Source organism: Shinella zoogloeoides (assembly GCF_020883495.1).
GTDB lineage: Bacteria > Pseudomonadota > Alphaproteobacteria > Rhizobiales > Rhizobiaceae > Shinella > Shinella zoogloeoides.
Genome location: NZ_CP086610.1, coordinates 2,217,289 through 2,239,112 on the forward strand (window position 1 = coordinate 2,217,289; position 21,824 = coordinate 2,239,112).

Here is a 21,824-nt window from a genome sequence, read left to right on the forward strand (position 1 = left end):
GGAGACGACGATGACGACCACCGAGGCAGACATCCTGCACGAATACGGCCCCTATCCCGGCGTGGAGCAGATCGGCGGCGTCACCTTCGACGGCAAGGCCGTCTGGTTCGCCGCCGGCGATGCTATCAAGGCGATAGACCCGAAGGACGGGCGCATGCTGGGCGCCATCGACATGGCCGCCCATGCCGGCACCGCCTATGACGGCCGCCACCTCTTCCAGATATCCGAGGACCGGATTCACAAGATCGACCCGGCCTCGGGCGCCGTGCTCGCCACCATCCCGGCCCCCGGCGGCGGCGGCGATTCCGGCCTCACCTGGGCGGAAGGCTCACTCTGGGTCGGCGAATATCGCGGCAAGCGCATCCACCAGATCGACCCAGAAACCGGCGCGATCCTCCGCGTCATCCACAGCAACCGCATGGTGACGGGCGTTACCTGGGTGGACGGCCAGCTCTGGCACGGCACATGGGAGGGCGAGGAAAGCGACCTGCGCCATATCGACCCCGAGACCGGCGCCGTGCTCGACACCATTGTCATGCCCGAAGGCATGGCCGTCTCCGGCCTTGAATCCGACGGCGCCGACCGCTTCTTCTGCGGCGGCGGGCGAAGCGGCGTGGTGCGCGCCGTCCGCCGTCCGCGCTGAGGCCTCGTTTAAAGCCCGTGGGTGCCGTCGTAGCCGTTGACCGGCGGCGGCGCCCAGCCCTGCGGCAGGCCCCTGGCCTTGTAGATTTCCACGACCATCGGATAGCACTTCGCCGTATCGGAGGAATGTTCCGACGAGCAATCCCCGCCCGGGCAGGCGGACATGCAGCCCAGAAGATCGATCTCCGCGAAGAACTCCAGATAATCGCCCGGCCGAACCGGGCTGGCCTTCATGAAATATTGCCCGGTATCGCGTGTGAAGCCGGTGCACATGAAGACATTCAGCACATCATGCACATATCCCTCCGCCTCGCGCGGCGTCATGCCGGTCCTGCGCGCAAGGGCGCGCGTCAGGTTGGAATGGCAGCAATGGTGGTACTGGCCGCCATGGCTGAGCAGGTTGTGCGTATAGGGATCGCAGCGCGTGCCGATCACATCATGCACCGCCCCGCCGAATTCGTCGAAGCCGTACCAGTCCAGCGTGTCGTGCGTGATGGTGGCGATGGGCCTGAGATAGGGGAAGCTGGAGAAGAGCTGGTCGCCAAGCCCGACATGCGTGCCGTTCAGCGCCCGCGTCTTGCCGGAATAGAACCGTTCCTTGAGGTCGTTTGCGTTGAAAAGGTTGAGGTCGCCGACCTGCGCGCCCTCGCTGCAGACGATCCGGCAGAAATGCCCCGCCGGCACTGTCCACGTCGCCGCCTCGCGCGGCGGCACGACGACGGTTTCGACAAGCTCCAGATCGTCGCGCAGGGCGCGATAGGCGGCAAGCTCCGGCCGCGGCAGCGTCTCCACCGGATAGCAGACCACCGGCTTCACCGCCTTGCGCGCCGCCGCATCCGCAGGCGCTGCCGTCATCGCATCGGGCTTCATCTCGATCTCCTCTCGTGCAGCCGCCGCCGGATAATCCGCATCGGCGCCATTCTTGTTGAATAACACTACTACGATTGTTCAACATTACGCAATCGGAGCGACGCCGCAGCCTCTCAATTTCCTTGTTGCATCGCACAACGCCGTGCTATGCATCGCATGTGCTGCGGCTGTCGAAAGGGTGGATTGATGGTGGCTCGACGTATGAAAAGCGCTGCGTCGCCTCGCGATGCCTCCAATCCCCTTCTCGTCAACCTTGCCCTGCAGGGCGGCGGCTCGCACGGCGCATTCACCTGGGGCGTCATCGAACGCATCCTGGACGATCCCTCGCTGAAGCTCGACAGCGTCACCGGCACGTCGGCGGGTGCCATGAACGCCGTGGCGCTGGCGCATGGCTATATCGAGAATGGCCCGGCCGGCGCGAAGGCCTCGCTCGAGGCCTTCTGGCGGCGGGTCAGCGACGCGGCCCGCTTCAGCCCGATCCAGCGCAGTCCGCTGGACGTGATGACCGGCAACTGGACCCTCGACAATTCGCCCGGCTACTTCTTCTTCGACATTTTCAGCCGCCTGCTCTCGCCTTACGAGACCAATCCGGCGAACATCAATCCGCTGCGCGACATTCTCGAGGAAAGCATCGATTTCGAGCGCCTGAAGCAGTCTACGCTCAAGCTCTATGTCACCGCGACGAATGTGCGCACCGGCTTGCCGCGCGTCTTCCGCAATGCCGAGATGACCGCCGACGTGGTCCTGGCGTCGGCATGCCTGCCGCTGATGCACCAGTCCGTCACGATCGACGGCGATTCCTACTGGGACGGCGGCTTTTCCGGCAACCCGCTGCTGACGCCGCTCATCCACGAAAGCGAGGCGCAGGACACGCTCCTGGTGCAGATCAACCCCGTGGAACGGCAGGAGACCCCGCGCACCGCCCGCGAGATTCTCGACCGCCTGAACGAAATCTCATTCAATTCGAGTCTCAAGAAGGAGCTGCGCGGCATCGCCATGTTCCGCCGCGCCGTCGCCGAGGATGGCGGTCTCGACCATGTGGACTGGATCAGGCAATGGTCCGAAACGCGCCTCCACCGGATCACCAGCCCGACCCTGATGACCGTCGGCGCCTCCTCGAAGCTCAACGCCGAATGGGCCTTCCTGAACATGCTGCGCGAAGAGGGCTACAGCTCCGCAGACCAGTTCCTGCAGACCCACGCCGAAGACCTCGGCGTCCGCTCCACCTTCGATTTCGACGCAATCCTGGATACCGTCCTCGAACAGGTGTGAGGATACCGGGTTTCGGCGGAAAAACTGAACGCGGATCAATGCCCGTCGACAAGGCAGCGATGCGTCTGCCCCGGAGCGAACCGCGTGGTACGAGAGATTTAGCGCAGGACTGCACCAACGTAGATCGCGCGCCCACCACCGGCATCTCGCCCCTATACTCTTCGTCGACCTTGTGCGTCTTGCATGCGGGGATATCTACAATTAGTGGCAATCCGGCCCATGCCGCATTGCCCACGCATCAGACATGCATCGACGAATTCCACGCGGGTCAACGCCTCTACCTTCGCATGACCAGTCCCATCCTCAACGATCGGCGACATGGTTGCCTCGTGGCTTGAAGCCTGCAAGTTACGCCAGCCCTTTCACAGGATCAGGAAACTCCAAAAGTGACGCGGATAAACTGCATTCCACCCGATGAACTCACGACAGCTCACCTCGTCGCCGAATACCGCGAACTCCCGCGGATCTTCGGCCTGGTACGCGCCGCAATTGTCCGCGGCGAAAGGCCCGATGATCCGCGCAATCCCCACGACTACCGGCTTGGGCCAGGCCATGTACGCTTTTTCTACCCGCGCCTCGGCTATCTGGCCAGGCGCCAGGAGGCATTGATCGCGGAAATGCTGAGACGCGGCTACGCGCCCAGTTTCACAGATCCCGCTGGCCTGCTGACCGACATTCCTGTCGAATGGCACGGCGACTGGACGCCATCGGAACAGGCGATTGCACTCAACCGGGGAAGGATAGCAGAGCGCCTTGGCGCCAAACTCTAGTTCGCCATCCCGAACAAGGAATGACGCTCGCCACATACGTCTGAACAGACCCACGTTGAAAACACTGTATTTTCTGTCCCCGTCGCCACATTCATTTGAGCACGTCGCCTCATACCCCTGAGCAAACAGGGGTCCGTCGCCACATACGTTTGAGCAACTATGCCTCTGCACGAGATGCCACAACTCTAGAGTGCGCGACAGGTGAGTTCTACAAAAAGATACCTCGCTTCGCCTGATCAGCTTTCCGCTTTTTCTGGGCATCTAACCCGGTATCTGATAGCAGCGTATGCATCAGTTATTTTTTCAAATCTCTCTTGAGCGGCTGAAGGAATGTTTTCTGATAAAGAATGAAGCTCAAGTCGTTTGAAAATCTCAACTTCTTGCCGAAAAACGGTGGCCACCTCGTGGAAGGTGGCTGTACGAGCGAGGCCTAAAACGGCGTAGTAGTCAGCAAGTTTATGATTTGTTTTCCACGCTCCTGTGTCATACCCTTGATCCCCCATTATTTCCACCACTACCGATGTTCGGAGCCCGAGATAAATTCCCGTATCAAATAAATAGAAGACAATTTCACGGAATATAACGCAAGATTTTATTACCGAATCACATATACAAGCGAAAGCCTCTTCAATTACATCGTCCGTCATTCTCTGCGCCCGTAAGGTTTCACGGAGGCCGCGCGCAGCGTCAGAAGCAGTTAATTTTTGGGCTCTGATAAAATCGAATACGTAGTTAACGCTTGCAGCATCATCCCCGATGAACGGTATGTATTTTCTGAATAGCTTGTGTTGGTGTTCTTCGTCTTGGGTGTTCTGAACAGCCATGATCAATGTGACTAAATAGGCTCTAACGTCTACTTTCAGTCGCGGCAATTGCATGAGTGGGATGCCTTTAATTTATTTAAATAATCGAACTAAATAAATTGTGGCACGAGAATTTATCGGCATCTACATGAAGCTAAGAATTATCATGATATACTTATTTCAACAGCGTTGATGATCCTTATATCCACGTGGAATCATGCATGATCATCGGGCGCGTGGCGATGATCGAACGTGCACTTGCTCACAACTTTGCGTTTGACTCACTACAACGTTCGACTATGACCTATGTGACGCAACCCCAAGGCCTTGAATAATCATCATTGCAGATACGTCTGCGGTCTCGCTGAGAAACTGCCGCTGAAGTTCGATGACCGGTGTGACGTCCAGGAAGTGACCTTTCATCCACTGGATAAGGTAGCTGCGCGCCCTTACTGGCAGCTTGTTGTAGATATACCAGAGGAGACGGTGACACTCCTCGGAACGTCCTCGGACCACGCTATCCAGAAGCATCCCCAAGGTTTTTTCAAAGTGCAATGGAGGTGCTCGAAACTTGCCGAACGCGAGTCTCGCGAATTCGACGATAGTGTCGGCATGTGATTTCAGGTCAGCTCGTGGGCCACCAATAGAGCTGGCTCGGGAAATCTGCACAGCGGGGATAAGTGGAGTTTCTGCCTGACTTCGGCTTAGATGCCGGGAACAGGAGAGACCATGACGAGACGACCGCGCCGGAACCATAGCCCGGCTTTCAAGGCGAAGGTGGCACTTGCCGCCATCCGAGGTGAGCAGACGCTGGTGGAGTTGTCCCAGCAGTTCGATGTGCACGCCAACCAGATCAAGCAATGGAAAGACCAGCTCCTTGAGGGGGCGACAGGTGTGTTTGTCAACGGCGGAGTAAAAACCGGCCACGGGGCGGAGCAAAAGTCGGCCACTGCGGCGCCGGTCTGAGACCGCCGGGAGGGCTTAAGCCCGAGCGGGGGTCTCAGGCCGGCGTGGTGATTTTTCGGGAGGTTTTCAGCCTGCCTTTCGGGCTCGGCTTTGTGCGAGACGATAGCTTTCGCCGTTCATCTCGAGGATGTTGACATGGTGGGTGATGCGATCGAGCAGGGCGCCAGTTAGACGCTCGGACCCCAGGGTTTCCGTCCATTCATCGAAAGGCAGATTGCTGGTGATCAGAGTAGCGCCGCGCTCGTAGCGTTGCGAGATCAGCTCGAACAGCAACTCCGCACCGGTCTTCGACAGCGGCACAAAGCCCAGCTCGTCGATGATGAGCAGCTTATAGGCTGCCATCTGCTTCTGGAACCGAAGCAGACGCCGCTCATCACGCGCCTCCATCATCTCGCTGACCAGGGCGGCCGCTGTCGTGAACCCGACGGACAGGCCTTTCTGGCACGCGGCCAGGCCGAGACCGAGCGCGACATGCGTCTTACCCGTGCCGCTCGGGCCCAGCGCAATGACGTTCTCCCGGCGCTCGATCCATTCACAGCGGGCCAGTTCCAGCACCTGCATCTTGTTCAGCTTGGGGATGGCTGTGAAGTCGAAGCTGTCGAGGCTTTTGACGATCGGGAATTTAGCCGCCTTGATCCGACGTTCGACCTTGCGGCGGTCCCGTTCGATCATCTCCCGTTCGGCAAGCCGGAACAGGTATCCGACATGATCGACGCCTTCGGTGGCGCATAACCGGGCCAGCTTCTGGTGCTCGCGCTGGAAGGTCGGCAGCTTCAGGGTCTTGAGATAGTGGGCGAGCAGGATGTCGGGTGCTTCGGTGCTCATGCCGCCTCTCCCGCATCAGACGACAGGAGGCGCATATACGCTTTCGCTGAGGTCTTCTCGACCGTCGCCCGCGGCAGGTAGGGATAGATCGACAGATCCAACCGCGGTGGCCGGCGCTCGACCCGGCACAGGATCAGATGCTTGACCGCATCGAAGCCGATCGCACCGAGCTGTATCGCCTGCTTCACGGCCGCATGCAGGTCCGCAAGGTCGAAGCTCTCCAGCAGGCGCAGAACCTGCACGTATTCCCGTCGGCCATGCTTTGCCATGCGGCCTTCCATCAGGCGGCGCAGCGTCGCGAACTCGTCCGGCAGGTTCCAGCCCTGGAGTGGAGCCGCCTGATCCAGCGCATTGATCGTGAGCGCGACGAACACCCCACCTTTCCTTTTGCGATCGCGGCCGCGAGAACAGCTCCTTCACCGATAGGAGCGGAACGGGATGGTCGAAGATCGCGCTGATGCCATGCTTGAAGCCATGGATGAAGGCATGCATGAAGCCAGGCATGAGGGAAAGTATCGTCGGATCGAGGTGATCACGGGTCGACGCCAGCGGCGGAATTGGACCGACGAGGAGAAGGCGCGGATCCTTGCCGAAAGTGCAGAACCTGACGTGAACATCTCGGCGATCGCCCGGCGCTGGGGCGTCAATCGCGGTCTGCTGAACGTCTGGCGGCGCGAAGCCGGGCTGACCTCTCGACGATCCGCGCAAGCCGGCGCACAGCAGGCCATGTTCGTGCCGGTGACGGTGGTTGGCGATAGAACGTCTTGCGAGAACTCGCCGTCGGATGTCGCCCATGACGCCGCGGGGCGTATTGAGATCGAGATTGCTGGCGCGCGTATGACCGTGATCGGCTCGGTGGCGCCCGAATTGGCGCAGGCGATCGTGGCAACGTTGCGAGCACGCCGGTGATTGGACTTTCGCCTGGTGGAGTGAAGATCATGGTGGCGACGCAGCCGGTCGACTTCCGGCGCGGCATGAATGGGCTTGTTGCGCTGGTGGCGTCAGCGCTTGCAGCTGATCCCTACTGTGGTGACGTGTTCGTGTTCCGCGCCAAGCGTCTCGATCGCCTGCGCTGCATTTATTGGGACGGATCAGGCATGATCCTGGCGACGAAATGGCTGGAGGCTGGCACGTTCGTTTGGCCACCGATCCGTGATGGCGCGATGCAGATGAGTAGCCAGGAGTTCTCCCTTTTGCTGGCCGGTATCGACTGGACGCGGGTCAGGCGAAACACCGTAAAGCGGCCAACGAAAGCAGGCTGATCCTATTGGATTTGCTTGAAGATTCAGGGTCATGTGCTAGGGTCTGCCATGCCGCTTCGACCCGACCCTTTACCTCAGGATGCCGCGCAATTGAGCCGAATCATTCTCTCGCTCGATGCAGAGAATGCCGACCTCAAGGCGCGCGTTGCCTTCCTGGAGCGGCAGCTCTTTGGGCCGAAATCGGAGAAGATGACGGCGATCGACCCGAAGCAGGCGACGCTTGAGCTTGGCGATCTCAGCGACATTCCCGCGGCGGCCAATGACGATGTTGCACCCGTGGCTGACGGCCGAAAGCAGGAGCGGCGATCGCCGGCGCGCAACATCGGCCGGTTACCCAGGCATCTCCCACGGTATGAAGAGCTCATCGAGCCGGAGAGCAAGATTTGCCCGTGCTGCTCGTTCGAGCTGCATTGCATCGGCACGGACGTCAGTGAGGCGCTCGACATCGTGCCGGCGGTTGTCCGGGTGAAGCGGACGATCCGGCCGCGCTACGCATGCCGGGCCTGCGAGAGTGCCATTGTGCAAGCGCCAGCGCCGGCGCGTGTGATGGACGGCGGCATGGTGACCACGGCGTTTGCCGCCCATGTCGCCGTTTCGAAGTTCGCCTGGCATTTGCCGCTTCATCGCCAGGCGCAGATGCTTGCCTCCTGCGGCGTGATCATCGATCGCGGCACGCTCGGGGCCTGGGTGACGCGGGTCGCCTGGTGGCTTGAGCTTCTCTATGACGCGCTGCTTGCCTTCATCCGCTCCCAGCCAAGGGTGTTCTGTGATGAGACGCCGCTCCCGCGGCTTGATCCGGGGCGTAAGCGAACCAAGGTCTGCCAACTTTGGGCGCAGGCGGTCGACGATCGGCCATGGAATGGTCCGGCGCCGCCGGCGGTGGCCTATACTTTTGCCGAAAGCCGCAGCGCGCGCGAGGTCGAGGGGCAATTGTCGTCGTTTGCCGGCGTGCTCCAGGTCGATGGGTACCAAGCCTATAAAACCTTGGCCAAGCGCCGGGGGAGGAGCAATGTCGCTCCCATGCGGCTGGCCTTCTGCCTTGCCCATGCCCGACGCAAGTTCGTCGAAATCGTCAAGATGACCGGGTCTGCTGAGGCCCTGTCGATCCTTGCCAGGATTGCCGAGCTCTATCGGATCGAAGCGAAACTGCGCGGCGAAAATGCCGATACCCGGCTCACGGTGCGGCGTCGCGAGGCAGCGCCCATCATGAGCGAACTGAAGGCCCAGCTCACCGAACTGAGCGACGAGGTGTCGTCGAAATCGGCGCTTGGCAAGGCCGTCACCTACACGCTCAACCACTGGAACGGACTGGCAGCCTTCCTGGAGGATGGCCGGATCGAAGTGGACTCCAATGTGGTCGAGCGTTCGATGAAATCGGTGGCTCTGACGAGGAAGAACTCGTTGTTCGTGGGCAGCGAACGCGGTGGCAAGACGTTCGCGGTCCTCGCATCGCTCGTCAACACGGCAAAGCTCAATAGTGTAGACCCCGAAGCTTGGCTTGCCGACGTGCTCGAGCGCATCATCTCCGGCAAGGTGACCGCGAACCAGATGGATACGCTCTTTCCATGGACCTGGAAGGCCAACCGCGAGAGCATTGCAGATCAGGAGCGACGGGCGGCATGACACAGAACAGCCAAGGGGCTACGGCACGACCGAAGCTCGATGACGAGGCGTTCGAGGCGTTTATCAGGGCACGCCGTCCAGTCTCGCCGATCTGGTCGATGAGCGGCCTCGACGGCTATCTCACGGCTCTCATCATCGGCCCGAGGTTTATCGACCCGCGTCAGTGGATCCCGGAGCTGACTGGCCCGGATGCCCTGAACCTGCCAATGGAAACAACCGAGCATCGAGCCGTCCAGACCATCGTTGCGGAATACAACCGGATATCGGCAAGCCTCGCCGAAACGCCGAAAGATCATCGGCCCAGGTTCACCAAGATCGATGATCAAACCTTTGATCCCTTCGCTTGGGACCTCTGCTTTCTATTGGGAACAAGGTACGCGCCCAAGCTTTGGCAGCCCGTCCTTGGAGGTCATGCCGTCACTGGGGATATCGTCGCGCCCATCCGCAAGCTCGGCGAGGCAAAACGGAACGCGACCCGTCAGGATGCCGTTGCCGTCGCCGAAGCGCTCGTCAAGATCCGAGCCTATTTTATGCCGAAGCGGGCAAAGCAAAAGTTCTGACCGACAGCCGGAAGCCTATTCAGTCAATCACGGAAGCCGTGGGCTCTTCGTTGCGCTCACCATTGATCTTCTGCTCGATCAGCGGCAGATAATGAACGGGATCGAAGACGACGTCTTCCCGTTCCCAGCATCGCGGATGACGGGCAATGATCTCGCCGCGGCAGCCGATCACCACCTCATTGACATAGCCCCGGACCCAGACGTCCTGATGGCCATAGGCGACCGGTACGGAATAGTCGTTGGTCTTGTAGCGCACCAGCGACTGGGCTGTCACCCTGGCGCTGGCCTGGTCGCAGGCATCGAAGGGAGACGCCGGTAACGGACGCATGGCCGCCAGATCACGCTGTAGCCGCTCCCCGATTGTCTCACTCTCACCGCGCAGCTTGTCGCGCTGGCGTTTGCGGCACTGCTCTTCCAGAAAGGCGTTGAACGCATCCCATGTCGCAAACTGCGGGATCGGCACCATAAAATTACGTCGGGCATAACCGACGAGTCCCTCGACATTCCCTTTATCGTTGCCCTTTCCCGGACGGCCATAGCGATCCCGGATCAGGTAGTGGGACAGGAAGCCGCTGAACAACGCCGCCCGCTTGCGTGTGCCGTCGGGCAGGATCTTGGCCACCAGGCAACGGTCATTGTCATAGACGATCGACTGCGGCACGGCCCCGAAGAAGGCGAATGCATGGATGTGGCCGTCGACCCAGGCCTCGGCCACCGCCGCAGGATAGGCCCGCACGTAGCAGCCGTCGCTATGCGGCAGATCCAGCACGAAGAAACGCGCCTTTTGCTCGACGCCGCCGATCACCACCGTCGCCTCGCCAAAGTCGGCCTGCGCATGGCCGGGCGGATGCGACAACGGCACGAACACCTCCTGCCGACGCTGATCCCGCTCGCGTATGTAGTCCTTGATGATCGTGTAGCCGCCGGTGAAACCGCACTCATCACGCAGGCGGTCGAACACACGCTTGGCAGTATGGCGTTGCTTTAGCGGCATCTTCAGATCTTCGTCGAGCCAATGCTCGATCGTCGAAACAAACGCATCCAGCTTCGGACGCCGGATCGGTGATCGACGCTGATAGCCGGGTGGTGTCGAATAGGCCAACATCTTGGCCACGGTCTCTCGCGAGATGTTGAAATGCTTCGCGGCCTGACGCTGCTTCATCCCTTCCGAAACAGCCAGGCGAACCCTCAAATAAAGTTCCACGGTGTAGATCCCCTGTCCCTCCTGCGATCATTGCAGAAAGGAAATAGGTGGCCGGATTTTACTCCGCCCGCAGCAGCATTATGCCGCCGCTACCGTGGCCGACTTTTGCACCGCCGCTCTCACTCCCGCCCTGCAGGCCGACGAGTTCGGCAAGGCCATCTGGCTGCATTCGGCCGCCCTCGTCGCCGCGCCCGCCATCTCGATGCCCGCCGTGGCGTCGGCCCAACCCAAAACGGAGACCAACATGCTGAAAGCCATTGCCATCGCGCTCGGCCTCACCGAGGACGCCGCCGAGGCGTCCTGCCTGTCCGCCATCACCAATCTGAAGAAGCGTGTCGATCCGGCCGTGCATCAGCAGGTCATCGACACCCTTGCTGCCTCGCAGAATGAACTCAGCGAGATCAAGAAAGCCGGCCGCAAGGATAAGGTCGACGCGCTTCTCGAAGGTGCCTTGAAGGCCAAGAAAATCTCCCCGGCCCACCGTGACCACTACGAAACCCTCTGCGCGACCGATGATGGCCTCGCCTCGGTGACCGCGCTGATCGAGACCCTCGGCGCTGGCCTTGCCCCGACCGACCTCGACACCAAGCGCGTGCCCGGCGGCGAGACCTACACCCTGTCTGCCGAAGACCGGAACGTCATGCGCTCGCTCGACCTGTCCGAGGAAGACTACCGCAAAGCCAACGGCCTTCCGGCCGCCTGATCGGGAAAGGAACGATCATGACTGCAATGAGTGAAGGGCGTCAGCTCGTGGAGAGCGCGCCCGACTATTCCGATCCGCCCGTGAAGGGTGGGGTGACGATCCACCAGGGCGCACTCGTCGTGATGGAGAGCGGCCTTGCCGTCCCCGGCAAGACCGCGACCAACCTGACGGCGGTCGGGTTCGCTCTCAAGACCGTGAAGAACACCGGCGCGGACGGCTCGGTCACGGTGCCCTGCAAGCGCGGCACCTTCCGCCTCTTTAACCAGGGGGGCGATGCGGTCACGGCCGGCGACATCGGCAAGGACTGCTTCGTTGTCGATGACCAGACCGTTGCCAAGACCAACGGCACCAACACCCGCTCGGTCGCCGGCAAGGTGATCGCAATCGACGCTGCCGGCGTCTTCGTGCGCGTCGGCTACTGACCTCAACCAGAAAGGACCACTTATGTCCCGCGTTCTCACAGCGGAAAAGCTCGATGCGGCAAGGCGCGGCTTCAAGACCGCCTTCCAGCTCGGCCTGACCTCCACTGCCGCCATCTACCAGTCGCTGGCCACGGTGATCAATTCGGATGCGCCGGAAGAGCTTTATGGCTGGCTGGGGTCGATCCCCAAAATGCGCGAATGGATCGGCGCGCGCCACATCCACGGCCTCACGGAAAAGGCCTATTCCATCAAGAACCGGAAGTTCGAACTGACGGTTTCGGTCAACGCCGACGACATCTTCTACGACCGGCTCGGCGTCTACCGGCCGCGTTTCGAGATGCTCGGCAATTCCGTCGCCCTGCATCCCGACGAAACCACGATGGAGCTGGTCACGTCCGGCGCGACGCTGCCCTGCTTCGACGGCAATAACTTCTTCGACACCGACCATCCGGTCGGCAAGCCCGGCGCGGTGACGTCGGTTTCGAACTATGCCGCTGGCGGTTCCAATCTCTGGATCCTGGCCGACCTCTCCAAGCCGCTGAAGCCGTGGATTTACCAGAAGGTCGGCAACCCGACCTTCGTCAACAAGGAAGACCCGAAGTCCTCGGACCACGTCTTCATGAACGACGAATATGTCTATGGCGCAGATGTGCGCGGGGCAGTCGGCTTCGGCTTCTGGCAGATGGCCTACGGTGCGACCGTGGCGCTGGACGCGACGAGCCTCAAGGCAGCCTGGCAGGCCATGTCGGCGTTTACCGACGACGAGGGGCGCAAGCTCAACATCAAGCCCACGCATCTGCTCGTCGGCAGCAGCAACGTCTTCAAGGCGCGGGAACTCCTGTTGTCCGAGACGATCAGCGGCTCGTCCAACACGCTGCGCAATCTCGTCCAGCTCATGGAGCTTCCGCTTCTCGACTGATCCGCGGAGCGGCCGTTGCGCACGGCCGCAGGATCGCCGGCGGCTTCTCCTCCTCCCGCCGCCGGCGGTTTCCCGGCAAGCAGCGCCCCGCCTGCTTTCTCGGAAACCAAGGAGACCATCATGGCAAAGCAGTCCACCCCGGCCGAAAAGGTCGCGACCAACGATCAGGCAACCGGCGGCCCGGCCGGCGAGACCTTGCAGAACGATGCCGGCGCGGCTTTCCAGGCCCATGAGCACAAGGGTCCCACGGAAGGCGGCGAAACCAGAGCGCCGGCCAGCCCCGAGCCGGGCGAAGACGACGGCGAGGTCATGCAGATGATCGCGGCGGAACAGGTTCTCGTGGTCTCCGCCCCGGGCGGGCCGCGTCGCCGTGCCGGGTTCGGCTTCGGCCCGGTCCCGGTCGATCTGCGCTGGGAAGAACTCGGCGCGGACAACGATGAACGCAAGGACGTGCTGGAGCGGCTGCGCGCCGACCCGTTGCTGAAGATCGATAGCCGCTTCGAAGAGCGCCCGGCCGAGGACGACTGAGATTTCGACGGGAGCGCCGCGAGGGCCGGCCGACACCTGAAGCCTGTCGCCCATCGCCCGTAGCCCTGGTGCAGCAGAAGCCCGACAGGGGCACCAGAACAGCGGCACACCAACACGCGGCAAAGCCCGCATCTCTTTCGAAAGGTCATCGCCATGCCCGACCACAAGGGGCTTCCCGTCGCCGGCTACCAGCCGCAGAGCGAGGCGAGGATCGTCCTCGTCAACGAGAACAAGATGGTTGAGGAAGGCGTTCTGCGCCTGCTCGACATGCTTGCCACGCTGCCCGAGATCGACCAGCGCTGGCTTGCCATCGGGCGGTCGCACATCGAGCAAGGTTTCATGGCGATCAACCGTGCCGTCTTCAGGCCTGGGCGCATCAAGCTCGACGGCGACGAGGCGTAACCATGGCCGTCTACGCCACCATCGCCGATCTCCAAGCCCGTCACCGCGACCAGCTCACGCTCGTGGCGGCCGACGAGGAGACCGGCCTTCGAGACGACGTGCGTATAGACGCCGGCCTCGTCGACGCCTCGACCGAGATCCGCGCGATCCTTGCCGCGCGCTATTCCTCCTCCGATCTTGCCAGCCTGGACGAAGACAGCCTCGCGGTTCTGCGCGTCTATTGCATGGACATCGCCTTTTACCGGATCGCACTCGCCTTCAGTCGCTCGTCGGACGCCATCAAGGAACGGTACGACGTGGCCATCAAGCGCCTGGAGGCCATCGCTTCCGGCAAGGGGGCGCTGACGACGACGGGCGGCGGTGCGGCTGGTGGCAGCGCTGCCGGCGATGTCGGCCAGAACGAGGTTATCGTTGAAGCCCCAGAACGCATGTTCACCAGGGAAAGGCTCGGCCGGATATGAGCTTTTCCATCACGCTCGACGCCTCCGATCTGGACGATGCCCGCCTGAAGCTTCGGCGTTGGTTCGACTTCGAGCCGTCCGAGCTGATGACGAACATCGCCGCCATCGGCGAGAACCAGACCCGCCGCCGCATCGCCGAGGAGAAGACCGCGCCGGACGGCACGCCCTGGAAGCCGAACTCGCAGGACACGTCCATCCTCATGCAGACCGGCCAGCATCTGCTCGCCTCCGTTGCGTCCTTCGCAACGGCCAGCGAAGCGCAGTGGGGCGCGGCCTGGGAATATGCACATGTCCACCAGGAAGGCATGACGATCGTGCCGAAGTCGGCGGAAGCGCTCGTCTTCCAGCTCGGCGGCGAGACTATTCGCGTCAAGCAGGTGACGATCCCGGCGCGACCGTTTGTCGGCATTTCCGACGAGAACGCCCGCGAGATCGTCGATGCCGTTACGGACTTCTTCGGGTTGCTGCCATGATGGAACCAAAGCCCTTTGCCGCGCTGCTCGAAACCGACCCGCTTGCTCCCCTGCAGGCGGCAATCGTTTTCACCCTGAAGCTGCTCAATCCCGGCGTCGCCGTCGTGCCGCATCCGGGCAAGGTCGACGTGTCCGAGCTGGTCTTCAAGACGGTGGTGAAGGCCCCCGGCATCGGCGTCGGCTGGAACAAGGTCAAAACCGGCCAGCACGCAGACGGCATGTTCTATCTCGTCGTCGAATGGGTCGCCTATATCGTGGCCGAAGCCAAGGTTGTGGAGACGCGCCGGGTAGAGAAGGAGGCCGTTGGCCTCGCGATCGGTGGCCGGTTGCTCGAAATCCTCGCGGATATCGAAACCAGCATGTGGGGCCGGCCGGGCGTGCTTCCGCCCGAGACCACGCCGCCGGCCGAGCTTAAGCCGTTCTTCACGGTCCGCGATGCCGCGCAGGGCATCGCCTATTACACCGTCACCTGGACACAGATCGTGCCGGCGCTGGGCACCGGCTTCATGCCGCCGCATGCCGGCCGCTACGATGAGCGGCTCGGCGCGATCGTCTATCCCGAGGCGGACATGATCGACGAGCTGGCTCCGTGGATCCCGGCCAAGCGGGAGGCCGACGAGGATGCGTGATCCGGTCGCCCTCGAACTGCGCCGCCAGCTCGCCCGCATGGAAGCGGCCGAGCGGCGCATGTCCATGATGCTCATTCCCGGCAAGGTCGGCCCGGTCGATCCCGAGCGCCGCCGGCTGCGCCTGAAGCTCGGCAAGAATTCGAAGGGCGAAGACGTGCTTGGTCCCTGGACACGGTGGCAGGAAGCCGGCGTCGGCCAGCTCTCTATCCACAGCGAGCCGGGCGGGGACGAGCAGATGATGCTGATCTCGCTGTCCGGCACGGTCGGCGCTGGCTCGATCGCCATCCCGGCGACCTTCGACCAGGATCACGCCGCGCCGTCCAAGGCGAGCGACCTTTCCATGTTCGCGCGCGGGCAAACCCGGATCGAGATGAAGGGCGACCAGCTCGTGTTTCGCGCCGGGGGCTGCACGGCCGTCCTCGACGCGGCCGGCTGGCAGACCTTGGGCGGCGGCGTTTTCCACGACGACGTCCAGATCGGCAAGGACCATGTCCACGAAGATGTTGAACCCGGCGGTGCCCTTTCGGGCAAGCCGCCACGCTGAAGGAGACCCGCATGGCAAAGCAGACGAAACCGCAGGAGCTGCTCGACGCTGTCCGCGAGCTGCCCGAGAAGCTGCCGATCTTCCCCGAACCGACGCCGCTGGTTCTGAAGGACGAGACGGCGGCGCTGCCGGCCGACGACGGGCGGATCGAATACACGGTGACGGCGACCGCGCCGCCCCGGGTTGCCGGCCGGCGCGTCAAACCGGGCGATACGCTCCGTCTCACCGAGGAGGAGGCGCGCGGCGAGCTGCTCGCCCTTCACATCGCCCCGCCGCGCGCCGCCGGCCTCACCGCCGAGCAGGTTGCTGCCGTAACCGAGATCCTTTGAAGAGGCTTTGAAGCATGGCCGGGGAAATCCGCTATCGCGTCGGGATTAACGCACGGACGGGCAAGCTGCTCACCGGCCCGGCGCATCTTGCGCAGTCGCTCGGCAAGATCTGGCACACCCGGATCGGCACCCGGGTCATGCGCCTGACATTCGGCGCGGATCTTCGCTCGCTGCTTTCCGAGGACCTCACGCCGTCCATCGCGCTCCTTCTCTATAATGAGATGGTGGCGAGCGCGGCCCTTTGGGAGCCGGAATATCTGCTCGGCCAGTTGCAGCTCGTCAGGCTGACGGACGCCGGCCAGCTCGGCATCCGGCACGGCGGCCTCTATTTCCCTGAAGGCCGGTTCGGAAACTACGACCTTGCCGTTGACCTCGGCCTGCGCGCCACCACCACCGTTGCGCTGGGGGCCGCATGACGATCGATCTTTCCGCCCTGCCGAAGCCAACCGTCATCCGCGAACTCGACTACGAAGCCATCGTCGAGCGCCAGAAGCAGGCCTTCCTTGCGAAGTGGGCGGACGCCCAGCTCCTTTATCCCGACCTGCCGACCTACAGCGTGGAAATGCTGGATAGCGACACGTTCGCCATCGACAACCAGGCCGAAAGCACGCGCGAGATGCTGCTGCGCGCCGAGATCAACGACACGTTCCGCTCGACGTTCCTCTATTACGCAAAGCGCGGAAACCTCGACCATCTGGCGGCGAGCGTGCCGGTGCTGCGCATGCCGGGCGAGGATGACGACCGCTTCCTGGTGCGCATCCTGCTCGGGATCATGGGGCATTCGACCGCCGGCCCGAAGGAACGCTACCAGTTCCTCGCCATGTCGGCCGACCTGCGGGTGAAGTGGGCGGAGCCGTACCGGATCGGGCGCAGTCCCGTCATCTACATCGCCATATTCTCGACGGAGGCGAATGGCGTCGCCAGCGCTGGCCTCCTCAATACCGTCCGCGCCGCTGTCACGCTGCCTTCCGCCCAGGTGATGAACGACACGATCGTGGTGCAGCCGGCCATTCAAAAGGTCGCGAACCTTGCCGCCGATATCTGGCTGTTGCCCGACGCCGACGAAGCCACGGTCGCTCGCGCCATATCGAACCTGCGCGCCGCCTGGGCGACAGAGCAAGGCCTAGGCCGCGACCTCGTGGTGGAATGGTGGGTCTCGAAGCTGATGATTGCCGGCGTGCACAAGGTCGCGCCCACCACGTTGGCCGACGTCGTCGCCCAGCCGACCGAAGCCATCTCCATCGGCGCGATCGACCTGACCGTTAAGGGGAGAGCCTATTGACCTCGCTCCTTCCTGCCGCCTCCACCGACATCTACGAGCGTATCGTCGAGGAAACCCGCTTTGCGCGTTGGGCCGAGCTGCGCGCGGCCGTGCCCGCCATCCGCACCGGCAAACGGATCGCGCCCGCACCGGACGTCCTGCCGTTCCTCGTCTTCGAAGACGGGCTTGGCATGCTGACGCCCTATGTCGATAACGTGTACGAGCTGCTCGACGGTCGGGGCACGCGCTGGATGCGGGTGCGGGGCACCTATGAGGCGATCGCGCGTGGTCTCGCATTTCTCGGCATCACGGCCACGGCCGAACCGGCGTGGCACGGTCGCGCCTGGTGGAATTCCTTCCAGCTTCGTTTCCCGGTGCTGCCGGCGAGCGATCATCCGCTGCTCGATCGCATCGAGGGCATCACGCGTCTGTCCAGCCCCAAGCGCTCGGACCTCCGGCGCGGCGTTCACCAGTACGACGTCGGCCCGCTGACCGGCAACGCGTCCCGCCTCAACCAGAGCCTCCTCGACCGCGAGAGCGGCATCCGCCTGCAGCCGGGCGGCACACTCTGGTCGTTCGGCCGGACGATGGATATCGACCACACGCTGACGGAGGCCGAGGGCCTCGCGATCGGCAACTGGATCGAGGTGCCCGAGTCCGGCGGCATTCCGTGGGTCACCATGACCTATCCGTGGGTGACTGCAACCTTTCCCTGGGCCGCAAGTCCGGCAGCCCAGCGCCGGTCGCTGATGGCGGCATGGTTCTCCGCCCGGCCGATCTACGCCCGGCTGAAGAACGCCGCCGGCAGTGTCATCGGCTATCGCCGCTGCCGCGCCTGCCATGCGGTCAGCCCGGCCGTTTCGGGCCGTTACCAGATCGCCGGCCAGTCCTGGTCTCCAGCGCCGGCCGGCCAGACGGCCTACATCGAGGCCATGACCGGCTTCCGCGATGCCGATGGTGTCGAAGCCCGGTCGGTCGCCTTGATGGCCGGCGTCACCCTTGCCGATGGCGTCCCGCCCGGCCGGCTCTGGCTGAAGCCGGAAGAGGTGACAGCCGGCGCACCCTTTGCCGAAACCCCGATCTCCCTGCCGCTCCGCGCCACGGTGCGCGAGCGCTTCAAATTTCTAGTGAGGTTTTAAATGGCCTTTGAACATCCGTCCGGTCTGCCCGACGCTCATGATCGTGGCTCTCAGGACAGCTCCGCTGTCCAGGCGCTCGTTTTCTACGGCATGGAACCCCTCATCCAGGCTGCCGAGTTTAATGAGTGGCAGACAATCCAGCGCGGCGTCATAAAGCGGCTCGGCCATATGATCGTGAACGATGGCGACCGCATCGACGGCGGCGCAGCCTTCATCGACGTCGAGGCCGAAACCATGACGATCGCCGCCGGCCGCGTTTATGCCGACGGTGATATTTGGGACGTGCCGGCTCGGGTGCTGGCCGGCGTCGGTATGGTCGGCCGCATCGATGTCGGCATCCGCCTTGTCACCACCTATGTCACCCACGAAGACGATCCCACCCTTCTTGGCCTGGTCGCCGGAACGGTCTCGGAAGGTGAACCCGGTGCGGCGCGCGAGATCCGCAGCGCCACCTGGGCGCGCCGGGAGGCGGACGAGCCGGGCCTGTTCTTCACCGTCTACATCCTGCAGGACGGCGTGATCCTCGACCAGGAAGGGCCGAACCTGATGGCTCCGGTCACCGCCGCGCTCGCGGCGCAGGATCGCCCGAACGGCAATTACATCGTCCACGGCTGCCGCGTGACCTACCTTGCCACCAATGCCGGCAAGCAGGTCTTCTCGATCTCCGAAGGCGAGGCCAACATCTACGGCTACAAGCGGTCCCGCCTCGTTGCCCTGCGCCACGAGGAGCCGGAAGACTGGGACGAGATGGTGATCCCGGGCGAAACCCACATCTATCCGGGTGGTGCCACCCACACGTTCGAGGTGGACTTCGCGCCGATCGGCGTCGTCAACTCGATCCTGCTGACCAAGGAAATCACCGTCAACGTCACGCGCGGTCCCATCGCCAACGGGCAGGACGGATTGCCGAAGACGGGCGTCACCAGCATCGTCGCCATCACTGGCTACACGAAGGACGTGGATTACACACTCACCGGCAACACGGTGAACTGGGGCCTTGCAGGCGGGGAGCCTTTGGCCGGCGTCAGCTATCCCTGCACCTTCCGCTATCTCGACCTTGTCGAGCCGACCGCAATCACCGACACGGCGATCACCGTTGCCGGCGGCGCGGCGGGCGGCACCATCATTGGGGCCTATACCTCGAAGCTCCCCCGCATCGACCGCCTTTGCCTCGCCGAGGATGGTTCTCCGCTCTACATCAAGGGCATCTCCGCGCGATCCAACGGCCTGCCACCCGCCGCGCCCGACAACGCCCTGAAGCTCTGCCAAGTGCATAACGACTGGATGGGGCCGCCGCGCATCGTCATCGATGGCAAGAACGACGGCGTGGTCTTCAACCCTCAGGCCGACATTGCCCGGTTGAAGTTCGCCTTCCTCGACATGCAGCGCCTCATGGGTCTGGAGCGTATCCAGCAGTCTATCGACAGCCGGGAGCCGGTCGCCAAGAAGGGTATCTTCGTCGATCCGTTCATCGACGACAGCTATCGCGACACCGGGCTTGCGCAGTCCGGCGCGATCTTCGACGGCATGCTGCAGCTTGCCATCGACCCCACCTTCTTCACGACGACGCTGACCGAGCCGGTCATGCTCGACGCCGTCGAGGAGGTCATCGTCTCGCAGCCGCTGAAAAGCTTCTGCGAGAAGATCAACCCGTACCAGAACTTCAACTTCCTGCCCGGCGCGCTGAAGCTGGTGCCGCCGGTGGACTACTGGACGGAGACCCGCGACACATGGACCTCATCGCGCACGCGCGAGTTCAATCGCGGTACGAGGACGGACGGCGGCCCGCTTCGAACCACGGCGACATCGTCCGAGCTGATCGACACCCGCGAGGAGCTGATCGAGTTCCTGCGCCAGATCGAGGTCGCCTTCACCATCACCGGCTTTGCGCCAGGTGAGATACTGGAGACGCTGACCTTCGACGACGTCGACGTGATGCCGGCCGGCGTCCACACCGCCAACGGCATGGGTGAACTGAGTGGCACCTTCACGATCCCGCCGAACGTCACCGCCGGCTCCAAGATCGTCGCCGCCAAGGGCATGGGCCAGACCGACGCCACGGCGATGTTCGCCGGCCAGGGCACGCTGGAAACGCGCACCATGCGCCTCGTCACCACGATCTCGACATGGACGCGGCCACGGATGGTGGCGATCGGCGGCGGCGGCCGTGGTAGCGGCGCGGACGGATCACGCGGCCTCGATCCGCAGGCGCAGCTCTTCGCCCTGCCGGAAACCCGACAGGTCATGGGCGTGGACTTCCACCTCTGCCATATCGGCGACGAGGCCAAGCACATCGTCGTCAACCAGGTGACGTCGGACAACGGCAATCCCACAACCGACGTCCAGGCCGAGGCCATCGTGCCGATGGTGGGGGCCGTCGTCGGCTGGAAGCCGGCGCGCTGGAGCTTGCCGATCACGACGACGCCGCAGACGCTGCACGGCTTCGTCATCAAGACCGACGATGCCGATCATTCTATTTCCATCGCCAAGCTCGGCGGCTTTGACCAGGAGCTGCAGCAGAAGATATCGGGGCACCCGTATACACCTTCGCCGCGCTTCTCCTCCGTCAACGCATCGACCTGGACGGCGCACCAGGATGAGGCGCTGGCTTTCCGCGTCATCGCCTCGTCCTATCCGGTGACGACCAAGATCGTCGAGCTGGGGAGCTTCGACCTAGTCGCGTGCTCGGACCTTGAAGTGCGTGCGACCGTCGAGATCCCGTCGGCCGGCTGCTCGGTCGAGTTCGAGGTGGAGCGCACCAATGGCACGAAGTACCGGCTGGCTCCTCTGCAGGTGCTCCAGCTCACCGAATACATCACGGAAACGGTGCAGCTCCGGGCCATCCTCAAAGGCACTTCGAAGCTCTCGCCGATCCTTTATGCGCCGGTCGTTCTGGTCGCGGGTCATATCCACGAGGAGTTCACCTACATCTCCCGGGCGTTCGCGATCGGCGAGGCGGTGCGGATCGCGAACTACTTCAAGGCCTATCTTCCCGGCGGCTCGACCATCGCGGCCAGCCTGTCGATCGACGGCGGCCCCTTCGTCAACATGCCGGTCGTCGACAACGAGCAACTGGCCTTCCCGCTGTGGGTCGACCGCAAGCACGAGCTGACGGGGCAGACCGGCACGGCCTGCCGCCTGAAGCTCGTCGGCACGGGCGGCCCGGCCTCGCGCCTTGTCGCCGGCCACTATTCCGCCGCCGTATTCTGAGGAGCAC

General features: G+C 63.1%; 24 protein-coding genes and 3 pseudogenes. 22 read left to right on the top strand and 5 right to left on the bottom strand.

The annotated features are described in order from the left end of the window. The first annotated feature begins 10 nt into the window (after positions 1 to 10). Positions 11 to 643 carry a Vgb family protein gene (locus K8M09_RS11030; protein ID WP_160787885.1) on the top strand — a complete coding sequence of 211 codons (633 nt, stop codon included), beginning with the start codon at positions 11 to 13 and terminating at the stop codon, positions 641 to 643. An 8-nt stretch (positions 644 to 651) separates the two neighbouring features. Here K8M09_RS11030 and K8M09_RS11035 read toward each other — a convergent pair whose 3' ends face one another. Continuing rightward, positions 652 to 1,512, bottom strand: a complete 861-nt coding sequence (locus K8M09_RS11035; protein WP_160787886.1) for an urea carboxylase-associated family protein — start codon at positions 1,510 to 1,512, stop codon at positions 652 to 654. 201 nt (positions 1,513 to 1,713) lie between these two features. Between K8M09_RS11035 and K8M09_RS11040 the strand changes: the two genes are divergently transcribed. Further along, positions 1,714 to 2,784 (top strand): patatin-like phospholipase family protein, encoded by a 1,071-nt coding sequence (locus K8M09_RS11040; protein ID WP_160787887.1) that lies wholly within the window; start codon positions 1,714 to 1,716, stop codon positions 2,782 to 2,784. 386 nt (positions 2,785 to 3,170) lie between these two features. Further along, positions 3,171 to 3,554, top strand: a complete 384-nt coding sequence (locus K8M09_RS11045; RefSeq protein ID WP_160787888.1) for a pyrimidine dimer DNA glycosylase/endonuclease V — start codon at positions 3,171 to 3,173, stop codon at positions 3,552 to 3,554. A 236-nt stretch (positions 3,555 to 3,790) separates the two neighbouring features. Here K8M09_RS11045 and K8M09_RS11050 read toward each other — a convergent pair whose 3' ends face one another. Continuing rightward, complete coding sequence (locus tag K8M09_RS11050) at positions 3,791 to 4,432, bottom strand: hypothetical protein (RefSeq protein ID WP_160787889.1); 642 nt, start codon at positions 4,430 to 4,432, stop codon at positions 3,791 to 3,793. Between the two features lie 654 nt (positions 4,433 to 5,086). On the opposite strand from K8M09_RS11050, the pseudogene K8M09_RS11055 reads away from it, so the two are divergent. Next, positions 5,087 to 5,317: pseudogene (locus K8M09_RS11055) on the top strand (transposase); the annotation flags it as partial. 72 nt (positions 5,318 to 5,389) lie between these two features. Here the strand turns inward: K8M09_RS11055 and istB are convergent. Both istB and K8M09_RS11065 read right to left on the bottom strand, forming a co-directional pair. Continuing rightward, positions 5,390 to 6,148 (bottom strand): IS21-like element helper ATPase IstB, encoded by a 759-nt coding sequence (istB, locus tag K8M09_RS11060; protein ID WP_229341825.1) that lies wholly within the window; start codon positions 6,146 to 6,148, stop codon positions 5,390 to 5,392. Continuing rightward, positions 6,145 to 6,504: pseudogene (locus K8M09_RS11065) on the bottom strand (IS21 family transposase); the annotation flags it as partial. The pseudogene K8M09_RS11065 and the gene istB, both read right to left, overlap by 4 nt. 82 nt (positions 6,505 to 6,586) lie before the next feature. Between K8M09_RS11065 and tnpA the strand changes: the two are divergent. The 4 genes from tnpA to K8M09_RS11085 are packed head-to-tail and all read left to right on the top strand — an operon-like array spanning position 6,587 to position 9,593. Further along, complete coding sequence (gene tnpA / locus K8M09_RS11070; protein ID WP_160788234.1) at positions 6,587 to 7,057, top strand: IS66-like element accessory protein TnpA; 471 nt, start codon at positions 6,587 to 6,589, stop codon at positions 7,055 to 7,057. Continuing rightward, positions 7,054 to 7,410, top strand: a complete 357-nt coding sequence (gene tnpB, locus K8M09_RS11075; protein ID WP_160788235.1) for an IS66 family insertion sequence element accessory protein TnpB — start codon at positions 7,054 to 7,056, stop codon at positions 7,408 to 7,410. Before tnpA ends, tnpB begins: the two co-directional genes overlap by 4 nt. A 48-nt stretch (positions 7,411 to 7,458) precedes the next feature. Then, complete coding sequence (gene tnpC / locus K8M09_RS11080; protein ID WP_160788236.1) at positions 7,459 to 9,033, top strand: IS66 family transposase; 1,575 nt, start codon at positions 7,459 to 7,461, stop codon at positions 9,031 to 9,033. Continuing rightward, a complete protein-coding gene (locus K8M09_RS11085) occupies positions 9,030 to 9,593 on the top strand; it encodes a YecA/YgfB family protein (RefSeq protein WP_064334525.1) in 564 nt (187 codons plus the stop codon). Before tnpC ends, K8M09_RS11085 begins: the two co-directional genes overlap by 4 nt. 61 nt (positions 9,594 to 9,654) lie before the next feature. Here the strand turns inward: K8M09_RS11085 and istA are convergent. Beyond that, positions 9,655 to 10,797 (bottom strand): annotated as a pseudogene (gene istA, locus K8M09_RS11090) (IS21 family transposase); the annotation flags it as partial. 94 nt (positions 10,798 to 10,891) lie between these two features. Between istA and K8M09_RS11095 the strand changes: the two are divergent. From K8M09_RS11095 to K8M09_RS11160, 14 genes are all read left to right on the top strand, one after another. Then, entirely contained in the window at positions 10,892 to 11,500 is a 609-nt protein-coding gene (locus K8M09_RS11095) for a phage protease (RefSeq protein ID WP_229341827.1), read from the top strand. A gap of 17 nt (positions 11,501 to 11,517) precedes the next feature. Then, positions 11,518 to 11,922, top strand: coding sequence for a hypothetical protein (locus K8M09_RS11100; RefSeq protein ID WP_206366735.1), 405 nt, complete (start codon positions 11,518 to 11,520; stop codon positions 11,920 to 11,922). Between the two features lie 22 nt (positions 11,923 to 11,944). Beyond that, complete coding sequence (locus tag K8M09_RS11105) at positions 11,945 to 12,841, top strand: Mu-like prophage major head subunit gpT family protein (RefSeq protein ID WP_229341829.1); 897 nt, start codon at positions 11,945 to 11,947, stop codon at positions 12,839 to 12,841. 120 nt (positions 12,842 to 12,961) lie between these two features. Further along, positions 12,962 to 13,369 (top strand): hypothetical protein, encoded by a 408-nt coding sequence (locus tag K8M09_RS11110; protein WP_160786954.1) that lies wholly within the window; start codon positions 12,962 to 12,964, stop codon positions 13,367 to 13,369. A 153-nt stretch (positions 13,370 to 13,522) separates the two neighbouring features. Further along, positions 13,523 to 13,771, top strand: a complete 249-nt coding sequence (locus K8M09_RS11115) for an Acb2/Tad1 domain-containing protein (protein ID WP_160786953.1) — start codon at positions 13,523 to 13,525, stop codon at positions 13,769 to 13,771. Positions 13,772 to 13,773: 2 nt separating this feature from the next. Continuing rightward, a complete protein-coding gene (locus K8M09_RS11120) occupies positions 13,774 to 14,232 on the top strand; it encodes a phage protein Gp36 family protein (RefSeq protein ID WP_160786952.1) in 459 nt (152 codons plus the stop codon). Then, on the top strand, positions 14,229 to 14,705 hold the full coding sequence (locus K8M09_RS11125; RefSeq protein WP_160786951.1) for a phage virion morphogenesis protein: 477 nt from the start codon (positions 14,229 to 14,231) through the stop codon (positions 14,703 to 14,705). The genes K8M09_RS11120 and K8M09_RS11125 overlap by 4 nt, the downstream gene beginning before the upstream one ends. Beyond that, on the top strand, positions 14,702 to 15,334 hold the full coding sequence (locus tag K8M09_RS11130; RefSeq protein ID WP_160786950.1) for a hypothetical protein: 633 nt from the start codon (positions 14,702 to 14,704) through the stop codon (positions 15,332 to 15,334). The genes K8M09_RS11125 and K8M09_RS11130 overlap by 4 nt, the downstream gene beginning before the upstream one ends. Continuing rightward, positions 15,327 to 15,878: a phage baseplate assembly protein V gene (locus K8M09_RS11135; RefSeq protein ID WP_160784849.1), complete on the top strand. Its 552-nt coding sequence runs from the start codon at positions 15,327 to 15,329 to the stop codon at positions 15,876 to 15,878. The genes K8M09_RS11130 and K8M09_RS11135 overlap by 8 nt, the downstream gene beginning before the upstream one ends. An 11-nt stretch (positions 15,879 to 15,889) precedes the next feature. Further along, positions 15,890 to 16,207, top strand: a complete 318-nt coding sequence (locus tag K8M09_RS11140; RefSeq protein ID WP_160786949.1) for a hypothetical protein — start codon at positions 15,890 to 15,892, stop codon at positions 16,205 to 16,207. 14 nt (positions 16,208 to 16,221) lie between these two features. Continuing rightward, positions 16,222 to 16,623, top strand: a complete 402-nt coding sequence (locus K8M09_RS11145; RefSeq protein WP_160786948.1) for a GPW/gp25 family protein — start codon at positions 16,222 to 16,224, stop codon at positions 16,621 to 16,623. Then, entirely contained in the window at positions 16,620 to 17,489 is an 870-nt protein-coding gene (locus tag K8M09_RS11150) for a baseplate J/gp47 family protein (RefSeq protein WP_160786947.1), read from the top strand. Before K8M09_RS11145 ends, K8M09_RS11150 begins: the two co-directional genes overlap by 4 nt. Then, positions 17,486 to 18,607 (top strand): phage tail protein, encoded by a 1,122-nt coding sequence (locus K8M09_RS11155; RefSeq protein ID WP_160786946.1) that lies wholly within the window; start codon positions 17,486 to 17,488, stop codon positions 18,605 to 18,607. Before K8M09_RS11150 ends, K8M09_RS11155 begins: the two co-directional genes overlap by 4 nt. Next, the gene (locus tag K8M09_RS11160) at positions 18,608 to 21,817 is read left to right on the top strand and encodes a DUF4815 domain-containing protein (RefSeq protein WP_160786945.1); all 3,210 of its coding nucleotides are present in this window, start codon (positions 18,608 to 18,610) and stop codon (positions 21,815 to 21,817) included. Positions 21,818 to 21,824: the final 7 nt, after the last annotated feature.